This is a genomic window from Bordetella muralis (genome assembly GCF_054781015.1).
Window position 1 is genome coordinate 503,698 of the sequence record NZ_BAAGVF010000006.1, and the last position, 16,750, is coordinate 520,447.

Annotated in this window: 17 protein-coding genes; 10 read left to right on the forward strand and 7 right to left on the reverse strand. The window is 60.0% G+C overall.

The genetic code is table 11. The features are described from left to right. The first annotated feature begins 139 nt into the window (after window positions 1-139). From ACYVIT_RS13355 to ACYVIT_RS13380, 6 genes are all read left to right on the forward strand, one after another. Window positions 140-691 carry a ferritin-like domain-containing protein gene (locus ACYVIT_RS13355; protein ID WP_415805039.1) on the forward strand — a complete coding sequence of 184 codons (552 nt, stop codon included), beginning with the start codon at window positions 140-142 and terminating at the stop codon, window positions 689-691. A 145-nt stretch (window positions 692-836) separates the two neighbouring features. Next, window positions 837-1,514: an HAD family hydrolase gene (locus ACYVIT_RS13360; protein ID WP_415805040.1), complete on the forward strand. Its 678-nt coding sequence runs from the start codon at window positions 837-839 to the stop codon at window positions 1,512-1,514. Window positions 1,515-1,724: 210 nt separating this feature from the next. Continuing rightward, on the forward strand, window positions 1,725-2,216 hold the full coding sequence (locus ACYVIT_RS13365; RefSeq protein WP_415805041.1) for a sigma-70 family RNA polymerase sigma factor: 492 nt from the start codon (window positions 1,725-1,727) through the stop codon (window positions 2,214-2,216). Between the two features lie 6 nt (window positions 2,217-2,222). Continuing rightward, window positions 2,223-3,227, forward strand: coding sequence for a FecR family protein (locus tag ACYVIT_RS13370; protein WP_460478207.1), 1,005 nt, complete (start codon window positions 2,223-2,225; stop codon window positions 3,225-3,227). Between the two features lie 438 nt (window positions 3,228-3,665). After that, entirely contained in the window at window positions 3,666-5,813 is a 2,148-nt protein-coding gene (locus tag ACYVIT_RS13375) for a TonB-dependent receptor family protein (protein ID WP_415805274.1), read from the forward strand. Window positions 5,814-5,848: 35 nt separating this feature from the next. Continuing rightward, window positions 5,849-6,937, forward strand: a complete 1,089-nt coding sequence (locus ACYVIT_RS13380) for a PepSY-associated TM helix domain-containing protein (protein ID WP_415805043.1) — start codon at window positions 5,849-5,851, stop codon at window positions 6,935-6,937. Window positions 6,938-6,952: 15 nt separating this feature from the next. Here ACYVIT_RS13380 and ACYVIT_RS13385 read toward each other — a convergent pair whose 3' ends face one another. Further along, complete coding sequence (locus tag ACYVIT_RS13385; RefSeq protein WP_460478208.1) at window positions 6,953-7,636, reverse strand: TetR/AcrR family transcriptional regulator; 684 nt, start codon at window positions 7,634-7,636, stop codon at window positions 6,953-6,955. A gap of 132 nt (window positions 7,637-7,768) precedes the next feature. Here ACYVIT_RS13385 and ACYVIT_RS13390 point away from each other — a divergent pair, with 132 nt between their 5' ends. The 3 genes from ACYVIT_RS13390 (at window position 7,769) to ACYVIT_RS13400 (ending at window position 10,628) form a co-directional block, all read left to right on the forward strand. Continuing rightward, window positions 7,769-9,226: an amidase gene (locus ACYVIT_RS13390; RefSeq protein ID WP_415805045.1), complete on the forward strand. Its 1,458-nt coding sequence runs from the start codon at window positions 7,769-7,771 to the stop codon at window positions 9,224-9,226. Between the two features lie 2 nt (window positions 9,227-9,228). Then, the gene (locus ACYVIT_RS13395) at window positions 9,229-9,459 is read left to right on the forward strand and encodes a hypothetical protein (RefSeq protein WP_415805046.1); all 231 of its coding nucleotides are present in this window, start codon (window positions 9,229-9,231) and stop codon (window positions 9,457-9,459) included. A gap of 188 nt (window positions 9,460-9,647) precedes the next feature. Next, the gene (locus ACYVIT_RS13400; RefSeq protein ID WP_415805047.1) at window positions 9,648-10,628 is read left to right on the forward strand and encodes a Bug family tripartite tricarboxylate transporter substrate binding protein; all 981 of its coding nucleotides are present in this window, start codon (window positions 9,648-9,650) and stop codon (window positions 10,626-10,628) included. A 141-nt stretch (window positions 10,629-10,769) separates the two neighbouring features. Here ACYVIT_RS13400 and ACYVIT_RS13405 read toward each other — a convergent pair whose 3' ends face one another. The 4 genes from ACYVIT_RS13405 to ACYVIT_RS13420 form a co-directional block, all read right to left on the reverse strand. Then, complete coding sequence (locus ACYVIT_RS13405; RefSeq protein WP_415805048.1) at window positions 10,770-11,444, reverse strand: isochorismatase family protein; 675 nt, start codon at window positions 11,442-11,444, stop codon at window positions 10,770-10,772. A 60-nt stretch (window positions 11,445-11,504) separates the two neighbouring features. Next, window positions 11,505-12,572 carry a Bug family tripartite tricarboxylate transporter substrate binding protein gene (locus tag ACYVIT_RS13410; protein ID WP_415805049.1) on the reverse strand — a complete coding sequence of 356 codons (1,068 nt, stop codon included), beginning with the start codon at window positions 12,570-12,572 and terminating at the stop codon, window positions 11,505-11,507. A gap of 77 nt (window positions 12,573-12,649) precedes the next feature. Then, window positions 12,650-13,543 carry a LysR family transcriptional regulator gene (locus ACYVIT_RS13415; protein WP_415805050.1) on the reverse strand — a complete coding sequence of 298 codons (894 nt, stop codon included), beginning with the start codon at window positions 13,541-13,543 and terminating at the stop codon, window positions 12,650-12,652. 69 nt (window positions 13,544-13,612) lie between these two features. Beyond that, a complete protein-coding gene (locus tag ACYVIT_RS13420; RefSeq protein ID WP_415805275.1) occupies window positions 13,613-14,323 on the reverse strand; it encodes an IclR family transcriptional regulator in 711 nt (236 codons plus the stop codon). A gap of 159 nt (window positions 14,324-14,482) precedes the next feature. Here ACYVIT_RS13420 and ACYVIT_RS13425 point away from each other — a divergent pair, with 159 nt between their 5' ends. Next, complete coding sequence (locus ACYVIT_RS13425) at window positions 14,483-15,400, forward strand: isocitrate lyase/PEP mutase family protein (RefSeq protein ID WP_415805051.1); 918 nt, start codon at window positions 14,483-14,485, stop codon at window positions 15,398-15,400. A 162-nt stretch (window positions 15,401-15,562) separates the two neighbouring features. On the opposite strand, the gene ACYVIT_RS13430 is transcribed toward ACYVIT_RS13425, so the two are convergent. Continuing rightward, entirely contained in the window at window positions 15,563-15,730 is a 168-nt protein-coding gene (locus ACYVIT_RS13430) for a hypothetical protein (protein WP_415805052.1), read from the reverse strand. Window positions 15,731-15,776: 46 nt separating this feature from the next. Continuing rightward, on the reverse strand, window positions 15,777-16,685 hold the full coding sequence (locus ACYVIT_RS13435) for a DMT family transporter (RefSeq protein ID WP_415805053.1): 909 nt from the start codon (window positions 16,683-16,685) through the stop codon (window positions 15,777-15,779). Window positions 16,686-16,750 lie beyond the last annotated feature (65 nt).

Here is a 16,750-nt window from a genome sequence, read left to right on the forward strand (position 1 = left end):
GTTGCAACGCAACAGGATTTCGATACAGAATAAGGCCTCTTGCCTCGATACACTGCCTGTGTCAGCTGGACGAAGGGCTTTTCCTTGCGCCTATGGTTGGGGCGGGGTGCTCATTAGCCAGTCTGACTCAGGAGAAAAAATGGAACATTCCATCCTAGTTCAGCAGCCGAGCCTTTCGTCACCGGACGCCGTTTCGCCCAGTGACGCCGTTGTGCCTGCCATCGTTCCTACCGCAGAGCAGTTGCCGTCTGCAGACCGGGCGCTGGTGCTGCGGATGTTGAACGAGGCCTTGTCTCTAGAGGTCATGTGCGCGCAACGTTGCCAGAGCCAAGCCATTTTGGCCCGTGGCCTGGATGCGCCCGAGGTTGCTGATGACCTGGAGCGTCACGCCACGGACGCACACAACCATGCCCAACGCCTGCTGCAACGCATCGCCCAGCTGGACGGCGGTTCGCTGGCCTCGACCGAACATCTGGCACATGTCAGTCAATCCGAATATGTAGAGGGCGTCACGCTCATCGATATGCTCAACGAGAACCTGGCCACCGAGCGGATGGCGGTTGCAGGCTATCGCGAGATGGTGGACTACCTGGGTGAAAAAGATCCCGTGACGCGGCAGTTGCTCGAAGACATCATGGCAATGGAGGCGGCCCAGGTCCACGAATTGGCACGGCAGCTGGACCAGAGATAATGCCGGAAAACGGCGGCCACCCGCCGTCGCCGAGACTACCGACGCGGCTCCGCATGCAGCCACGGTTTATTCAGATGCAATGCGTTCGTCTTGTAGACGTGTTCCAATCGGCAGACACGTTTAACTTTCAATTGCCTGAATATCCATGACCGCTCCTTTTCTGCTCGCTGACTGCAAGGCCATCGCTTTCGACCTGGACGGCACGTTGCTCGATACGATGCACGATATCCGCGAATCCGTCAGTGTGGCGCTGCGCGAGTGCGGCCACGGCGCATTGCCCGACAATTACCTCATGCCGAATCTGCACGGGGCGTTCCCGGCAGTGCTGGTGGCCGTCATGCAGGACCGTAACGTACCGTTATCCGATCTGGATGCGGTGATAAAGGCCTATACCAAGCATTACGCGTACTTGGCACACCGCAATTCGCAACCGTATCCCGGTGTGATGGACTTTCTGGGCGATTGCCAATCCCGAGGGGTAAAACTGGCGATCTGCACCAATAAACTGCACGCGTCGGCGCTCAAGGCGCTGGAACAAAAGGGATTGACGCCATATTTCTCGGTGGTGTTGGGCAGCGACTCGGTCAGCCGCCCCAAACCGGACGCCGAGCCTTTGCTGAAAGCCTTTGCTGCCATGGGTGTGCCGCCGGAGCAGGGCGCGTATATCGGCGATACCCACGTGGACGCGATGAGTGCCCACCACGCCGGGGTGCCGTTTGTGTGGTTCCGGGCAGGTTATGGCGGCGAATTGGTGCATGAGCATCCTCAGGCGCTGGCTTTTGATGATTATGCTGAGTTGCTGGGTCTGCCAGAGCAGGTTTGATCAAGACGCTATCGTTCGCTGTTATTGCGATCCGGAATATCGTTCGCTGAAGGGTGCTTGAAAAAAGGGGCAGATGGCGTCACGTACGCCGTCTACAAATAGGAATAATTCTTGGTATTATTCCTGCACAAATTTGTCGACGATTGTCTGCCTCCCGTGCATTGGCTTCATTGTGGGTCATGGGTACGAGCCGGCAGGAGCAATCCCATCATGCCCACGTCTACCGTCCAAGCCCTCTATCAAAACAATCACGACTGGCTTTTCCAGTGGCTGCGCCGCCGGCTGGATTGTCGCGACGACGCCGCGGATCTCGCGCACGATACCTTTGTGAGGGTGCTGCGCAAGTCGGACGAGCTGCCAGGCCTGCGCGAGCCCAGGGCGTACCTGACGACGATCGCCAGAGGGCTGCTGACCGATCATTGGCGCCGCCGGTCGCTCGAACAGGCCTGGATCGAGGCGATTGCCGCGCTGCCGTCGGACGTCGACGTATCCCCCGAATCGTTGCTGTCAATGCAGCAGACGCTGCAACAGTTGGATGACCTGCTGTCGGGGTTGGCTCCTCGGGCGAGGGAGGTTTTTGTCCTGTCGCAGGTAGAGGGGCTGACATACGCCCAGATCGCCGCCCGCACGCATCTGAGCGAGCGCACCGTCAAGCGCTACATGACTCAAGGTTTTGAGTTGTGTCTCACGTTGATGGCTTGAGCCGCGATGTCCATGTCTCAGATTTCGCCAGCACCAGACAGCGCCGTCATTCGAGAGGCGGCGCGTTGGCTCGCGCATCTGCATTCGGGCGACGCCTGTCCCGAGGACCACGCCGCCTTGCAGCATTGGCGGCAAGCGCGGCCGGAGCATGAACTAGCGTGGCAACGCGCCGAACGCCTGAGCCAGCAGTTCGGTGCGGTGCTGCCGTCGGTCGGGGTGCCGGTATTGACGCGCCAGACTCGCAACAACAGGCGCGCCGTGATCAAGGCGCTCGGCATATTGGGGGTCGCCGTGCCCGCCGCATGGCTGAGTTACCGCCACATGCCCGGGCTGCGCGGTCCGAACGATTACCGCACGGCCGTCGGAGAGCATCGCCAGGTCGTGCTGAGCGACGGCAGCACGGTCCAGCTCAATACGGCGACCCACGTCGACGTCCGTTATTCCGGGCAGGCCCGGCTCGTGCAGTTGGCGCGCGGTGAAATCTATATCCAGACTGCGCCTGATGCGCACGGCCTGACTCGTCCGTTCCTGATCGAAACAGGGCAGGGACGGTTGCGTGCATTGGGCACACGGTTTGTCGTCAGAGCGCTGGATGACAATACTGATACAACCCTGCTGTCCGTGCTGGAGCATCGCGTCGAAATCACCCTGGGATCGAACGGCGCGACACGTATTGTCAACGCGGGCGAGTCGGTCGCCTTCAGAGCGAACGCATTTATGCCGGCGCAGCGGATACCGCAGACGGCCGGCGCAGCAGCTGAGAGACCGCCTGCCTGGACGCGGGGGGCCCTCGAGGCCGACAACATGCGCCTGGATGCATTCATGGCGGAATTGGCGCGGTACCGGCCAGGCATCATCCGCGTCGATCCCGACGTCGCAGGTCTGCGGGTGTCGGGCATATTCCAGTTGAACGACACCGATCACATCTTGGCGGTCGTCGGACAAACGTTACCGATCCGGATCGTGCCGCGCACACGTTATTGGGTCACGGTGACGGCCGACAGGGTTTGATGCACGGATACTTGGCGTCGTTTTCTTTTGATTACATTTTTTCTGGGTATTGATGGCCCTTTTTCAGTAGTTCATCCGGCATGCAGAGGATTGACGACCTGTTTGTGAAAGGATTGAACTGTGGCATCGGTATCCCCAACCGCGAAACAACCCATCGCGCTATCGCGTCGTTTTCATCATCGCATGGCGCCGATTGCGATGTCGGTGCTGGCCGCTTGCGCGGCCATCGGCGCGATGACATATGCGCCGGCTGGTCTGGCGCAAACGTTGGCGCCTGCCACGGCGCAAACCTATGACATTTCAGGTGGGCCGCTGGCACAAGTACTGTCCGATTTCGCGCGAACAAGCGGGATCACGTTGTCTTTCCGTCCGGAGGACACCGCGCGATTCCAAAGCAAAGGACTTCAAGGCAACTATGGCGTTGCGCAGGGGCTTTCCATGCTGCTGGACGGTACCGGCTTGCGGGCGGTCGCTCAGCCCGGCGAGGGCTACGTCATACGCAGCACAAAGTCCGTCTCCAGTCCGTCTGCCGACACACAGGACCTCGGCGGCGGCACGTCAAGCGTGGCTGCAAGCTCGGCCGGCTCCTCCAGCGATGCCGCGACTTTCGAGGCGATCCAGGTGAGCGGTGATTGGCTTGGAACCGGCTTGGAAAACAGTGTGCAGACATTCGGCGGCGCACGTACCTTGTTAAAGCGCGAGGAAATCGCCGACAGCGGTGCGACCAATATTGCGGATGTGCTGCGGCGCGTGCCAGGCGTGCAAATCAGCGGCAGTACGAGCGCAACCGGCAGCTCGGTAGGCTTGCATGTGGGGATACGGGGCTTGAATCCTCGCAACTCGTTTCGGACGACGATGCTGATCGACAGCATCCCGCTGGCGATGGCGCCCTATGGCCAACCCAATCTGGTGATGTCGCCGACGAGCCTGGGGAATATCGAGTCCATCGACGTGGTGCGCGGCGGCGGTGCGGTGCGCTACGGCCCGCAGAACGTGGGTGGCGTGATCAACTTCAAAACGCGCTCCATTCCCCACAAAGAGGGCCTGACGGCCGATGCCTCGGCACGATACAACGTCTTTAGCCACGGCGGCACCAACACGCAATACACCGCGTTTCTCGGCACGCAGATGGATAACGGCCTTGGCGTTGCCGTGTTGTATTCCGGCATGGACGGCCAGCAATGGCGCGATGCCAGCCATGATCGCTATAACGACGTCGCGTTGAAATGGCGATATGAGATATCGCCGACCTCTGAGGTATACGGAAAAATCGCCCATTACGACGTGAAGTCCATGACGCCGGGCGGTTTGACCAAGGCGGAGTACGAGGATGATCCTTTCCAGAACACGCATACGACCGACTATTGGAAAGGCAAGCGCGATCAAATCGACATCGGTTATCTGAATACGATTTCGGATACGCAGGAATTCGAAGCGCGCGTCTATCACTACGACAGTTCGCGCCAGAGTTCGCTGATCAACGAGGCCCAGAACCGCAACGACTTTCAACCTCGCAATAACCAGGTATTGGGCATCGAGCCTCGCTATACGCAGCGTATCGAATGGGGGCCGACCACGCATGACGTGACGGTGGGCTACCGCTACATCCACGAGACCGGCCAGGACAAACGCTATTCCCGTTCCTTGAGCGACGGGGCCAAGAGCAGTACGGTGACGTTCGACAACAGCACGCACGCCAATTCGTTCTATTTGGATGACCGCATCGCGTATGAAAACTGGCGAGTGACGCCCGGACTGCGCTATGAACGGATCCGCAGCGAGCGTCAACCCAACGGCACGAGTAACGATTCGCCGTACAAAGTACGCAACAACAAATTCCTGCCGTCGTTGAACATCGCCTATCTGGTCAACGATGAGTTGACGCTTTATACGAGTTACAGCACCTCGTTCGGCGCCGTACAGTACACGCAGCTGAATTCCATGTCCGAAACCAATCCTCTGAAACCGGAGGTGGCCAAGACGCTGGAGGCCGGGGTCCGCTGGAATGCCGAGCAAGTCCATACCGAACTGACCGTGTTTCATCTGAAATTCGATAACCAGATCCTGTCGATTCCTGGCACGAACCCGGCAGTATTCCGCAACCTCGGCGCAACCACGCATGATGGCGTGGAGTTCGCCGTCGACTATGATTTCGACAAAGCCGGGCCGCTCGCGGGTTTGAATCTGTATGCCAACTACACCTATACACGAGCCATTCAGAAATCCGGCGAGGACGAGGGTAACGACGTGCCGTTTTATTCGCGCCACACGGGGACGGTGGGCGGGCGTTATACCCGCAACAACTGGGCGTTCAACTTGTTTACCACCGCGCAAAGCAGCCAGTATTCCGATACGGCCAATACCGGGCCTGAATCTGCGGGCGCCAGGAACGGCCGCGTGCCGGGATTCAGCGTGTGGAATGCACAGCTCGACTACAAGATCCCGCAATGGCAGGGCAGCTCGGTAGCGGTCGGTGTCAATAATCTGTTCGATCGCCGCTACTACACTCGCAACACAGACATCAACGGCGGCCGTATGGTCGGTGCGCCGCGCATGTTCTATGTGCAGGCCCGGCTGGCGTATTGATCGTATGCATCTTCAAACAGGCCCGCTTAGCCACCATGCGATCCTTGCATAGCTTATGGTTGAAATGCCATCGCTGGGCCGCTCTTTTTTTAGGGTGGATACTGATTCTGTCCGGTGTGACCGGATCGTTGCTGGTTGCGGCGCGGCCGATTGATCGCTGGTTGCATCCCGAGTTCTTTGTCGCAGGTCCGTCCACGGTGCAGACGCCTGCATCCTGGGAGTCGTTACGCGAGCGCTTGACGCGGGAGTTCGGGGCAAAGGCGTCTTTCACGTTCCGCCCGCCACGTGAGGCATCGGAAACGTTGCAGATCCTCGTGCGGGGAGCATGGAGAGGCACGTTGTACTTGCATCCTGCCACGGGCGCGGAGCAAGGCCGCCGAGGCGATAGCGAAGGCTTTCTCTCGGTGTTGTACAGCCTGCATAGTGCGCTGTTGATGCAGCAAACGGGCAAGGCCGTGCTGGCGTGCGCGGCGCTGATATATCTGGCGCTGTGTATGTCCGGCATCGTGTTGTGGTGGCCCCGCAAATGGCCGCCATCATTTCGCATGGTAATGAACAAGGGATTATTGAGAGCCTTGTTCGACGTCCATCGCACAGGCGGTGCGATCGTGGCGCTGGTTGTGCTGATCAGCATCGCGACGGGAGCCTACATGGCTTGGCGACCGATAGGGGGATGGATTACATGGATCAGCGGTGCGCCGGTTACCGCCATGCCGGTGCTGCCGCCCGGAAACGGCCCGCTATTGTCTCTCGATGCCTTGGCGCAGCGCGCTCGCGATGCCTTCCCTGAAGGCACCATAGGCTATTTCCTATACAACCCGCGTACGGATCGGCCGCTGGCCGTGCGCATGCGCGTGCCCGACGATCCACATCCCAACGGCCGGTCTACGGTATGGCTGGACCCGCGCGATGGCGCCGTATTGGCCAAACATCGATGGAACGAACTGGATCCGGGCGCCCGCATCAATTCTGTCGTCTATCCCTTGCACACGGGCGAGCTTGGCGGCGCACCCGGAGAGATCGGTGTGGCGCTGTCGGGCCTGGCGCTGGGCGTACTGGGAACAAGCGGTATCTGGCTGTGGTGGCGCCGCCGCTCAATACGGCAGCGCTCCAATTCGATATAGATCCGTTGCGCCAACTCAATCCAACGGCTGGCCAAATCCCGCCAGGATCATCGCAATCACCCGATCGATCTGCTTTTGATCCAACTCATAGACAGGCGTATCGGGTAACGCCTGGCCGGGCTCCTTTGCCAATAATTCAAACCGGCGCGAAACGGGATCCAGATTGGCCAGCATGTGAATCGCAGAGCCACGGGCAAACTCATAATGCCAGATCACGGCTTCCCGATTGAGTTTGGGAAATGCCTTGGCAATGGCATCCACAAAACGGCGCGCCACATGTTGGTTGATGTCAAAGGTGTGATAGCCGGTGCGCGCGTCGATGCGCATCTGGAATACGCTGCGCACATACAGGCTGCCGCCGTCGGCCGAGCGTGACGTCGTCAAAATCGGTTCGATCAGCGCGCACAGGATATCCCGGGGATTCACTGGCTGCCCCGCGGCCTGCTGCTCCAGCGCGTCGAGCCGCGCGATACGGGCGCGATTGACGTCGCCCGTGATTTCCCGGTGGGCCAGATCGACCAGCCCGTCTTTCGATTGAAAGTAATAGTTCACCGCGGCGCCATTGGCGCCCGACGCGGAGGTGATGTCGCGCACGGTCGTGCCGTTGGGTCCTTTCCGTGCCACCAGCTCTTTGGCTGCGGCCAGGATGGCTTGACGCTTAGGGCTGTTGCGGCTGTCCGTGTCTTCGAATTCTTGCATGATGTCCAGATCCGGGGGCTGCTCCCCAATTCAGCGTACTCGGGTTTTCACGGAGGAAAAACGTCTTGCGCCGGGGGATGCTCGACATGATAATTCAAACATAAATTTGAAACAGATGTTTTATACAAATATATGAGCTTGAATTGTCTTTCCCCAGATGAGCCGGCCGCCTGGTCTATCGCCCAGGCGAGCAGCTTGTTGTCCAGCGGGCAGTTACGGGCCACGGATCTGCTGCAATCCGTCCTGGCCCGCATCGACGAGGTTGATGGGGTCATTTACTCCTATCTGCGCCATGACCGGGAGGCGGCGCTGGCGGCGGCCGAGGCAGCTGCCGTGCGGGCCAGCCAGGGGCGGCGTATCGGCCCATTGGACGGGATTCCGTTTGCCGTCAAAGACAATATCTACACCAACGGGTTGGCAACGACTGGCGGATCGAGGGTGCCTCAACGTCACGATCCTGCTTTGCACGCGACCCTCGTCGCCCGGCTGCAATCGGCTGGCGCCGTCTTGGTCGGCAAGCTGAACACATGGGAATACGGGACGGGGACGGGCGCCGTGCATTTCGATCTGGAGACGCCTCCCGCTCGCAACCCCTGGGATCCGCGCCATTTCACGGGCGGATCGTCCAGCGGCTCCGGCGCTGCCGTTGCCGCAGGTACCGCTTGTTTCGCGATAGGCACCGACACGGGCGGGTCGGTGCGATTGCCCGCCGCCGCGTGTGGCGTTGTGGGGTTGAAGCCGACCTTTGGCCGTATCAGCCGTCATGGCGTGATGCCGAATTGCTGGAGTTTTGATGGTCCCGGTCCGTTGACACTGACCGTCGAGGATGCCTGCCTCGTCTATGAGACGATCGCGGGACATGATGCCGCCGATCCATCCAGTCTGGCCTGCGGCGTGCAACCGTTATTGCCTGCGTTGAACGACGGTGTGGCCGGCCTGCGAGTGGGAGTCGTGCGCCGCCTGGATCCCGCAGATAGTGTGGAGCCCGCCATCGACGAGGCGTTGAATCAAGCCTGCAGCGTGTTGCGCGACGAAGGTGCGCAGGTGCGCGACATCCAACTGCCGCTGGCGCCCGCGGACTTTCGGGCGATTGCATTGCCCATCAATCGCAGCGAAAGCTTTTCGATTCACGAACAAGACTATCTGGAACATCGCTCGCTGATGGGGCGAGCCCTGCGTGAAAAGCTGGAAATCGGCATGTACATCCGCGCAGCGGATTATCTCGCGGCGTTGCGCCAACGGCGCGAGCTGGTGGCGCGTATGGACGCGTTATTCAGCGACGTGGATGTGCTGTTGCTGCCCATGACGGATCGAGCTGCGCCTGCGTTGACGGACGAACAGGCCGTGATTGACTTCACCGCGCGTTCGGCAGGCAGTCCGTTTTCGTTGACGGGGCATCCCGCCGTGTCCGTGCCTGCAGGCTTTAATCCTGGCGGCTTGCCGCTGGCTGTTCAACTGGCCGCAGGATTCCTGCAAGAGGCGCGCTTGATGCGGACGGCGCGCGTGTTGGAACGCCACTTTACCCCGCAGCCCCGGCGCGCGCAGGTGGGATCCCGATCCACTTCCTTGGCCCCCAACCTGGCAGCCTGATTATGTCTACATCGGAACTCGAACTTGACGCATTGAAGTCGGCCGTGCGCCTTATCTGGCAGGAATGCGGCCAGACGCCACCTGAAGGCGGCGAACTGTCACGTGCTGCGGCAAACCTGCGCCATGCGTTGGCAGCGGGGCGCGGCATCCCGAGAGTGGCGGATAAAACCGTTCAACCCATGACTGGCCGCCGCCACGATATTGAATCGCAGGCACTTGCCGGCCAGAAATAAAGGCCATCCGTTCAAACGAAACCGCGTGTTCTGCGGCCGGAAGAACACGCCCTCATGTCCCCGGCACGATAACGATTCAAGAGGAAAAATCATGCAGTGCATTCACCACGTTCTGTATCACGCACTTGATGACGCGTCAGGCTCTGCGGGTCACAAAGCTTCGTTCGTATTCTGAGAGGGCCACAATCATGAAGCTTTCGACGCTTTTGCGGCGTGCCGCTTTGATTCCGTTGTGTCTGGGCATGATGGCCGCGCCCGTCGCCATGGCAACGACCTATCCGAACCAACCGGTCAATTTGATTGTAGGTTTTCCGGCTGGGGGGCCGACGGACCTGATCGCGCGCTTGATTGCCCAGCAGTTGGGATCGGACCTGGGCGAGAAATTCATCGTTGAAAACAAGGGTGGCGCTGGCGGCAATATCGGTACCAAGGCCGCCGCCCGCGCCAAGCCCGACGGCTATACGGGATTGGTGGCCAGCCTGAACCTGACCATCAATCCCTGGATGACTGAGGGACTGGACGTAGACAGCCGCAAGGACCTGATGCCGGTACGCACCGTGGCGATTGCGCCAACGGTATTGGTGGTGCGTGACGACTTTCCGGCAAAAAATTTCAGCGAGTTTGTCGAGGCCGTGCGCCAGGCGCCAAACCAATACAACTCTGCAGCGCAAGGCGCATCGCCATTGCTCGCCGTCGAGCTGTTCACGCAGTTGACGAACACGCAAATCACGCCCGTACCGTACAAGGGTGCGGCAGCTGCGATGGTGGATTTGATTGCCGGGCACGTGGATATGTCGTTTGCGACATTGGGATCCGTCCTGCCGCATATCAAGAGTGGCAAGGTGCGTGTATTGGCGGTGGCATCGCCGGAACGCTATCCGTTATTGCCGGATACGCCGACTTTTGCCGAGTCGGGCATGCCTGATTTCCGTTTTGATTCCTGGACGGGTCTGTTGATGCCGGCAGGTACGCCTCAGGCGGTCATCGACACCTTGAAGGCTTCATTGGACAAGCTGGTGATATCCGATGATTTCAAGCAGCAGGTCCTGGAAATGGGGATGATGCCCGTGCTGCAAGATACGCCGGCAGATTTCGCAAAGACTATTGATCGAGAGCTGGTGCTGTACGAGAAACTGGCGGCCTCAGCGCGCAAGAAAGTCGAGAAATAGCGGGTGGATTGTTGATTGTCTCACTCGGTACAGGTACATAATTCAGTATCGTGCCGAGTCCAACCGGCAATCCGCACGGAACAAAGCAAAAGCGCTGGCCGAACATGTCGGCCAGCGCTTTTGCCTGATGACGAGCAATGCCTACGAACCGAACTTCGCCACTAACGCATCGTGGATATAGTCCAATGATTCGACGTCCGCGAATTTCATGTCCAGGTCGAACAGATTCGCCTTGTGCGCTTGCGGGCTGCGATCGCCGCACGCTTCTTCTACGAGGATGACGCGAAAATTGTGCGAGAAAGCGTCCACGGCCGATGCCCGCACACAACCCGAGGTGGAAATCCCCACCATGATCACGGTATCGATTTCGTCATAGCGTAGAAAATCTGCCAGCATGGTGCCAAAAAAGCCCGATGGCTTGTTTTTCATGACAACGCGATCGCCTGGCCGCGGCCCATATGCCTCGGGCCATTCATCGGCCCTCGGGTCGGCAACGAACTGCACATCGTCTGGCTTGGCCAATTTCCAATTCCACGCGCCGCGATAAGAGGGCAAGGAACGATCATCGCGACGGGTGTAGTAAATCGGCAGACCCAACTGGCGGAATAGGGCGGTGATGCGTTCCAGCGCAGACATCAGTTCCGGCATGGCCGCACCGCAGAACGAATAAGCGGGATCCACGAACATATGCGTGGTATCGATATTCACGAGCGCCGGGCGCTTGCCTATCCCGAGGCGATTGGCGAATCCTCCTTTACGATAGGTTTCCAACTCGGCGTCCGGCACGTAACCGCGCCATTTTTCCAGCTTGTCCATCCATTACTCCTAATTGCTGTGTTTACGGTATTGCCTGGGCGTAGATCGCCGCGGTGCGCATCACTGTTGCGTGATGTTGTTCTTACGAATGACTTCGCCCCATTTTTCGGTTTCCGATTGCACCAGAGCGCGGAATTCTTCCGGCGTGCCTCCGCCAGGACGGCCCGCCATGCCGCGGATGCGTTTATCGATCTCGGGATCTTTGAGTATCTCGTTGACCGTGGCATTCAGGCGCTGCACCACTTCGGGCGGCGTGCCGGCCGGCACAAAGATGCCATTCCAGGACAACACCTCGAAATCGGGATAGCCGGCCTCGGCCATCGTCGGCACGTCAGGCAGATCGGGCATGCGTTGTTTGTCGGCTACCGCCAGCGGCCTGATGCTGCCGTCCTGCATGCTTGGTAACGCAGACAATGCGGTCTTGAAACCCGTCTGGACGTGTCCCGCAATGACGTCGGTCAAGGCTGGCGCTGCCCCTTTGTACGGCACGTGCAATAGATCGGTTCCCGTGCGCAGCTTGAACAGTTCGCCTGCCAGATGAGGAGAACTGCCAGAGCCCGTCGAGGCATAGCTCAACGCACCCGGCTTTTGTTTCGCGAGCGCTACCAACTCATCCACGGTTTTTACCGGCAGCTTGGAGGTGACGACGAGCACACTGGGCGAGGACATGAACTGCACGACGGGAATGAAGTCTTTGTTCACGTCATGATGGATGTTCTTCAGCAGACTGGCGTTGATGGCGTTGGCGATCGTTCCCAACAGCAGCGTATAGCCGTCGGCAGGCGCTTTGACGACCTCTTCCGTGGCGATGTTTCCGTTGACGCCAGGCTGGTTCTTGATGATGACCGGCTGCTTCAGCGCCGTCTGCATGTGGCCGGCAATCAGGCGAGTGATCACGTCGCTGGCCCCGCCTGGCGGGTATCCGACGACGAATGTAATGGGTTTGCTGGGATAGGAGTCCGCGTGGACGGCGGACGCGGCCGACAGCATGGTGATACTCATCGCAGCGAGAGCCACGCGTTTGAACAGAACAGTCATGTTTTCCCCTTGTACGGATTGTTCCGTGCCGGTATGGCGCTGGTGTGCGACCAGCTCGCCGTCCGGCTCTTGAAAACTGCTGCCGATCATTCTAGGGATGAGGCGAGCCAGCCTCCAGCGAGGATTTCACACTTGCAAATGAGGAAAATCGAACGCCGTGCGAGTCGTTATAGCCAGCGATTGCGGCCCGCTGCGACATTGGCGGCGCGAACCACCGCATCTTTTATGACCGACAGCACGCGGTCAGAGGTCTCGCCACGGCGGGTCACGAGCGAAAAATGCATCCGTGGGGCGTGCTCACCCAGCCGCACCTCGCGTATCGGATAACCAACAAAGGCGCGACGATCGGGCCAGGCCAGGATCGATACCCCGAGTCCTGCCGAAACCATGGCGAGAATGGCATGCGTGGAATCCATTTCCAGCGTCCCGCGGGCCGTGTTGCCCGTCGCCGCCAAGTATCGATCGATCGCCACAGCAATATTGGATCCCCGCCCATACCGGATCAGATCATGGGCCTGCAAGAGGGCGGAAGCGTTGTCCTGCGCCACGTCCTTAGGGGCGACCAGCACCATTTCTTCTTGCAAGAGCGGATACCAATCCAGCCGCTTGTTGCGTTCATCATCGGCAAACGCCACGATGGCTGCATCGATTGTGCCTTCTTTCAGGCCGTTCAACAGGTCATGACTCGTATCCCGGACGGGCCTGACCGTGAGGCGCGGGCTGTGCTCGCGCAGATATCGCATGGCCTCAGGCAGGATATGCGCTTGCATGCTTTCAATCGCGCCCAGCGAAACGCAGCCTTCGATAACGGAGGACCCGCGGCGCCGCAATGATTCCATTTGCTCCATTGTGCCGCTGATCAGGCCTGCGACTTCATGCGCCAGGGCGGTGGGCTTGATCGTCGATGCGCTGCGATCAAACAACGGCTGTCCATAGTATTCCTCGAGCCGCTTCATCTGCAGGCTCACCGTACTGGGCGACAGATTGATCTCTAGCGCCGCACGGGCAAAACTGCCGTACTTGATGACAGCATTCAAGGTAGCGAAGAAGGCCAGATTCATCCGTTGCTCCGAGAAAGCCCTGCGTTGATGCAGAACAGGAGAGGGCGCAGCCCTGCGACTGCAGGACGGCTATCCGCCGAGTGCTGCGGTCAAGGTCTTGGCCGCACGTCGCAACACGGGAATGTGAGTCTTGCGAAAACGATGCGCCGGCATGGTCAGTGTCAAGGCACCGGCGAGTTCTCCACCTGGGTAGAACACTGGTGCGGATATTCCAGCCAGGTCACTAGAGCGATCGCTGACCGGCAGGCTCATGTAGCCATCCTGTCGAATGCGCTCGTAGTGAGCGCCCGGCGCACCGGAAAACGCCTGTAACACGTGTCCGCCTGTGCCTTTGTCCAGCGGCAGCAGATCACCCGCCCGGCTTTGATCCGATAACGGTTGAGGCGAATTGACACGATAGAGCAGCAGACGCTGATCGCCCTGACGCACATGAAAGGACGCGCTTTCCAGCGTTTGTTCAACCAGCGAACGCAGGGTGGGCAGCACCACGTCTTGCAGGCTGAACGAGGCGGCGTACACGCGATGCAGCTGTGCGGTAGCCGGCCCCAGCGTATAGCGGGCATCGGCATGACGCTGGACAAACCCGGCATGGATGAGGGACGCCAAGAGTCGTAGAACCGTGCTGGGCACCAGTCCCACCCGGTCGCTGAGCTCACGCAATGTCAGCCCTGTGTCTTCTGCTCGAAATGCGGTCAGAACGGCCAAGGCACGATCAACCGCAGCCACGCCGCCTTCGGCGACTTGAGCAGGATCGGGTTCGCGGACGGGGTAGCGTGGCATGGCGTAGCGATGCCCGTCCTTGACAATCAAGGGACGGAAATCATATTCTATTTAAAAGAAATTAATTCTATTAGATAAAATTCAATAATTCAAGCGGTATTAACGGCATTACCTATTTCCGACGATTTTCATCCTTTTATCCCTGGAGCATTCACCCTCATGCCTGATCCTCACGACTATCCCTTGGGCCTGCGTCAACCGACCGGACGTAACGCCGCGCTGCGGCAGCAAATCTCTGCGCCAGAGGTATTGGTGGCCCCGGGAGCTTACGATTGCGTCGGGGCGCGTTTGATCGAGCAGGCAGGCTTTCAGGCGCTGTATCTCACGGGCTCGGGCATGTCCATGTCAGCACTCGGCGCGCCCGATGTGGGCCTGATGTCCTTTTCCGAGGTCCTGGATCGCGCAGCGCGCGTGGCGGATGTGGTGTCCATTCCGGTGATTGTCGATGCGGACACGGGTTACGGTGGACCATTGAACGTGATCCGTACCGTACGTGCTTTCGAACGAGCGGGTATCTCGGGCATACAGATCGAGGATCAATCCTGGCCCAAAAAATGCGGGCACGAAGGAGGGCGTAATCTCGTTTCGACACAGGAAATGGTCGGGCGCATCAAAGCCGCCGTCGATGCCCGTATCGACCCTGATGTCGCCATCATCGCCCGTACCGACGCACGCAGCGACCATGGCCTGCAGGCCGCGCTGGATCGTGCGGCACGCTACGTAGAGGCCGGCGCTGATGTCATCTTTGTCGAGAGCCCGGAAAACGAACAGGAGCTGGCCGAGGTCGCCCGCAGCGTCAGCGCACCCGTATTGGCTAATATGGTGGAAGGCGGGCGCACGCCTATCGTGCCTGCGGCGCGCTTGCGCGAGCTGGGTTTTGCCATGGCAATCTATCCCAATGCCATTACGCGTTGTTTTACGTATGCAGGGACAGAGATGTTACGGGGCTTGGCCGCCACGGGTACAACGGCAGGTTCGGCCGAGCGAATGCTGTCGCATCGGCAATTGTGGTCGCTATTCGAATACGAGAAATGGACAGCGACGGAAGAACGGCTGAAGGTTCAGGTCGAGGCCTGAAGCGACGGCGCGGCCTAGGGCCTGTTAACACTAATTGTGCGCATCTCGTGTTCGATCAACGCGGCCTGCGGGCCGTGGAGCCCACAGCATCGCAAGTGAGGCGCGTCCTGTCCAAGGCCGATGGCGCGGCGCACCGCCGCGATGGAGTCGGAGCTGTAACGATCAGTGCGAGGTCTTAGCGTGCACCAGGAAGCGCAGCTCGTCTATCAACCCGAACCGCTGGTGCTTGTGAAGCACGCAGGTGACGATGCGTTCTTCTTCTCTGATCGGCACGGCGACCACGTCCGTGCGGCGCAGCGTGGCGACGTGGCCGGCTTTGGCCAGATCCACACCCATGCCGGCGGCGATACCGAACGAGGAGAATGAATGCGAACTGCTAAGGCCGCACCTTGGCAGAGATGCCGCCAAACGTGCCCAACGCGACGCCAGCCACGATCAGCCCGGTTGCAAGCAAGAGAATCGCGTCGGGCCGTTCGCCCAGCAAGACGCTGGAACCCAGCAACCCCACCACCGGCACGCCAAGCAACGCCATCGACGTGACGGAAGCTGGCAAGCCACGGTTCACGGTGTTCATGGCCCAGTACGCCAGCACCGTGCCGATCAGGCTGCTGTAGCCCAATAGCGCTACCAACTCCATGGACCATGGGATGGGTGGCGTGCCCTCGATGAAGAAGGCGAGCGCAAGTTGCGTGACTCCAGCGAGCAGCGTCTGCCACGGCAGCAACTGAAAGGGTGGCGTGATCCATCGATGTGCGCGCCCATAGACGATGCAGGCCGCCCAACATGCAGCGGCCAGCAGGATCAACCCGTGTCCCAGCAGCACGTCGTTGTTCGTCCAGTCGACGGCCGCGGGCTGCAACAGCACCACCAGCCCCGCCACACCCAGGAACAGACCTGCCCCGCGCCGAACGGTAAACGCCTCGCCCAGAAAGATGCGCGCGGCAGGCAGTACCCACAGCGGCGTGGTGTACGCCAAGACCACCGAGCGGCCCGCAGGCAGGTACTGCAGGCCGATGCTCGCCAGAACCGAGAAGGCCACCATGTGCAGCAACCCCACGCTCAGGATCACCGGCACATCACCTCTCACCGGGATGGTCAGCCGGCCTGAAGCCAAGCAAAGCGCCCAGAGCGCAACGCACGCAGGCACCATGCGCAACGCCGTCGCCCAGATCGGCGGCAAGTAGTGCAACACGGCTTTGCCAACGGTCCAGTTGATGCCCCAGGCGCCAATCACGACGGCGAGAAGCAGGATGGCGGTGCGACGGGGCAAGGCGTTGGCAGGCATGACGAAGGAGATGGAAAGGGGTTCGGCAGGGACACAAGATAAGCCGATTTCCCTCGCGCCGGTAG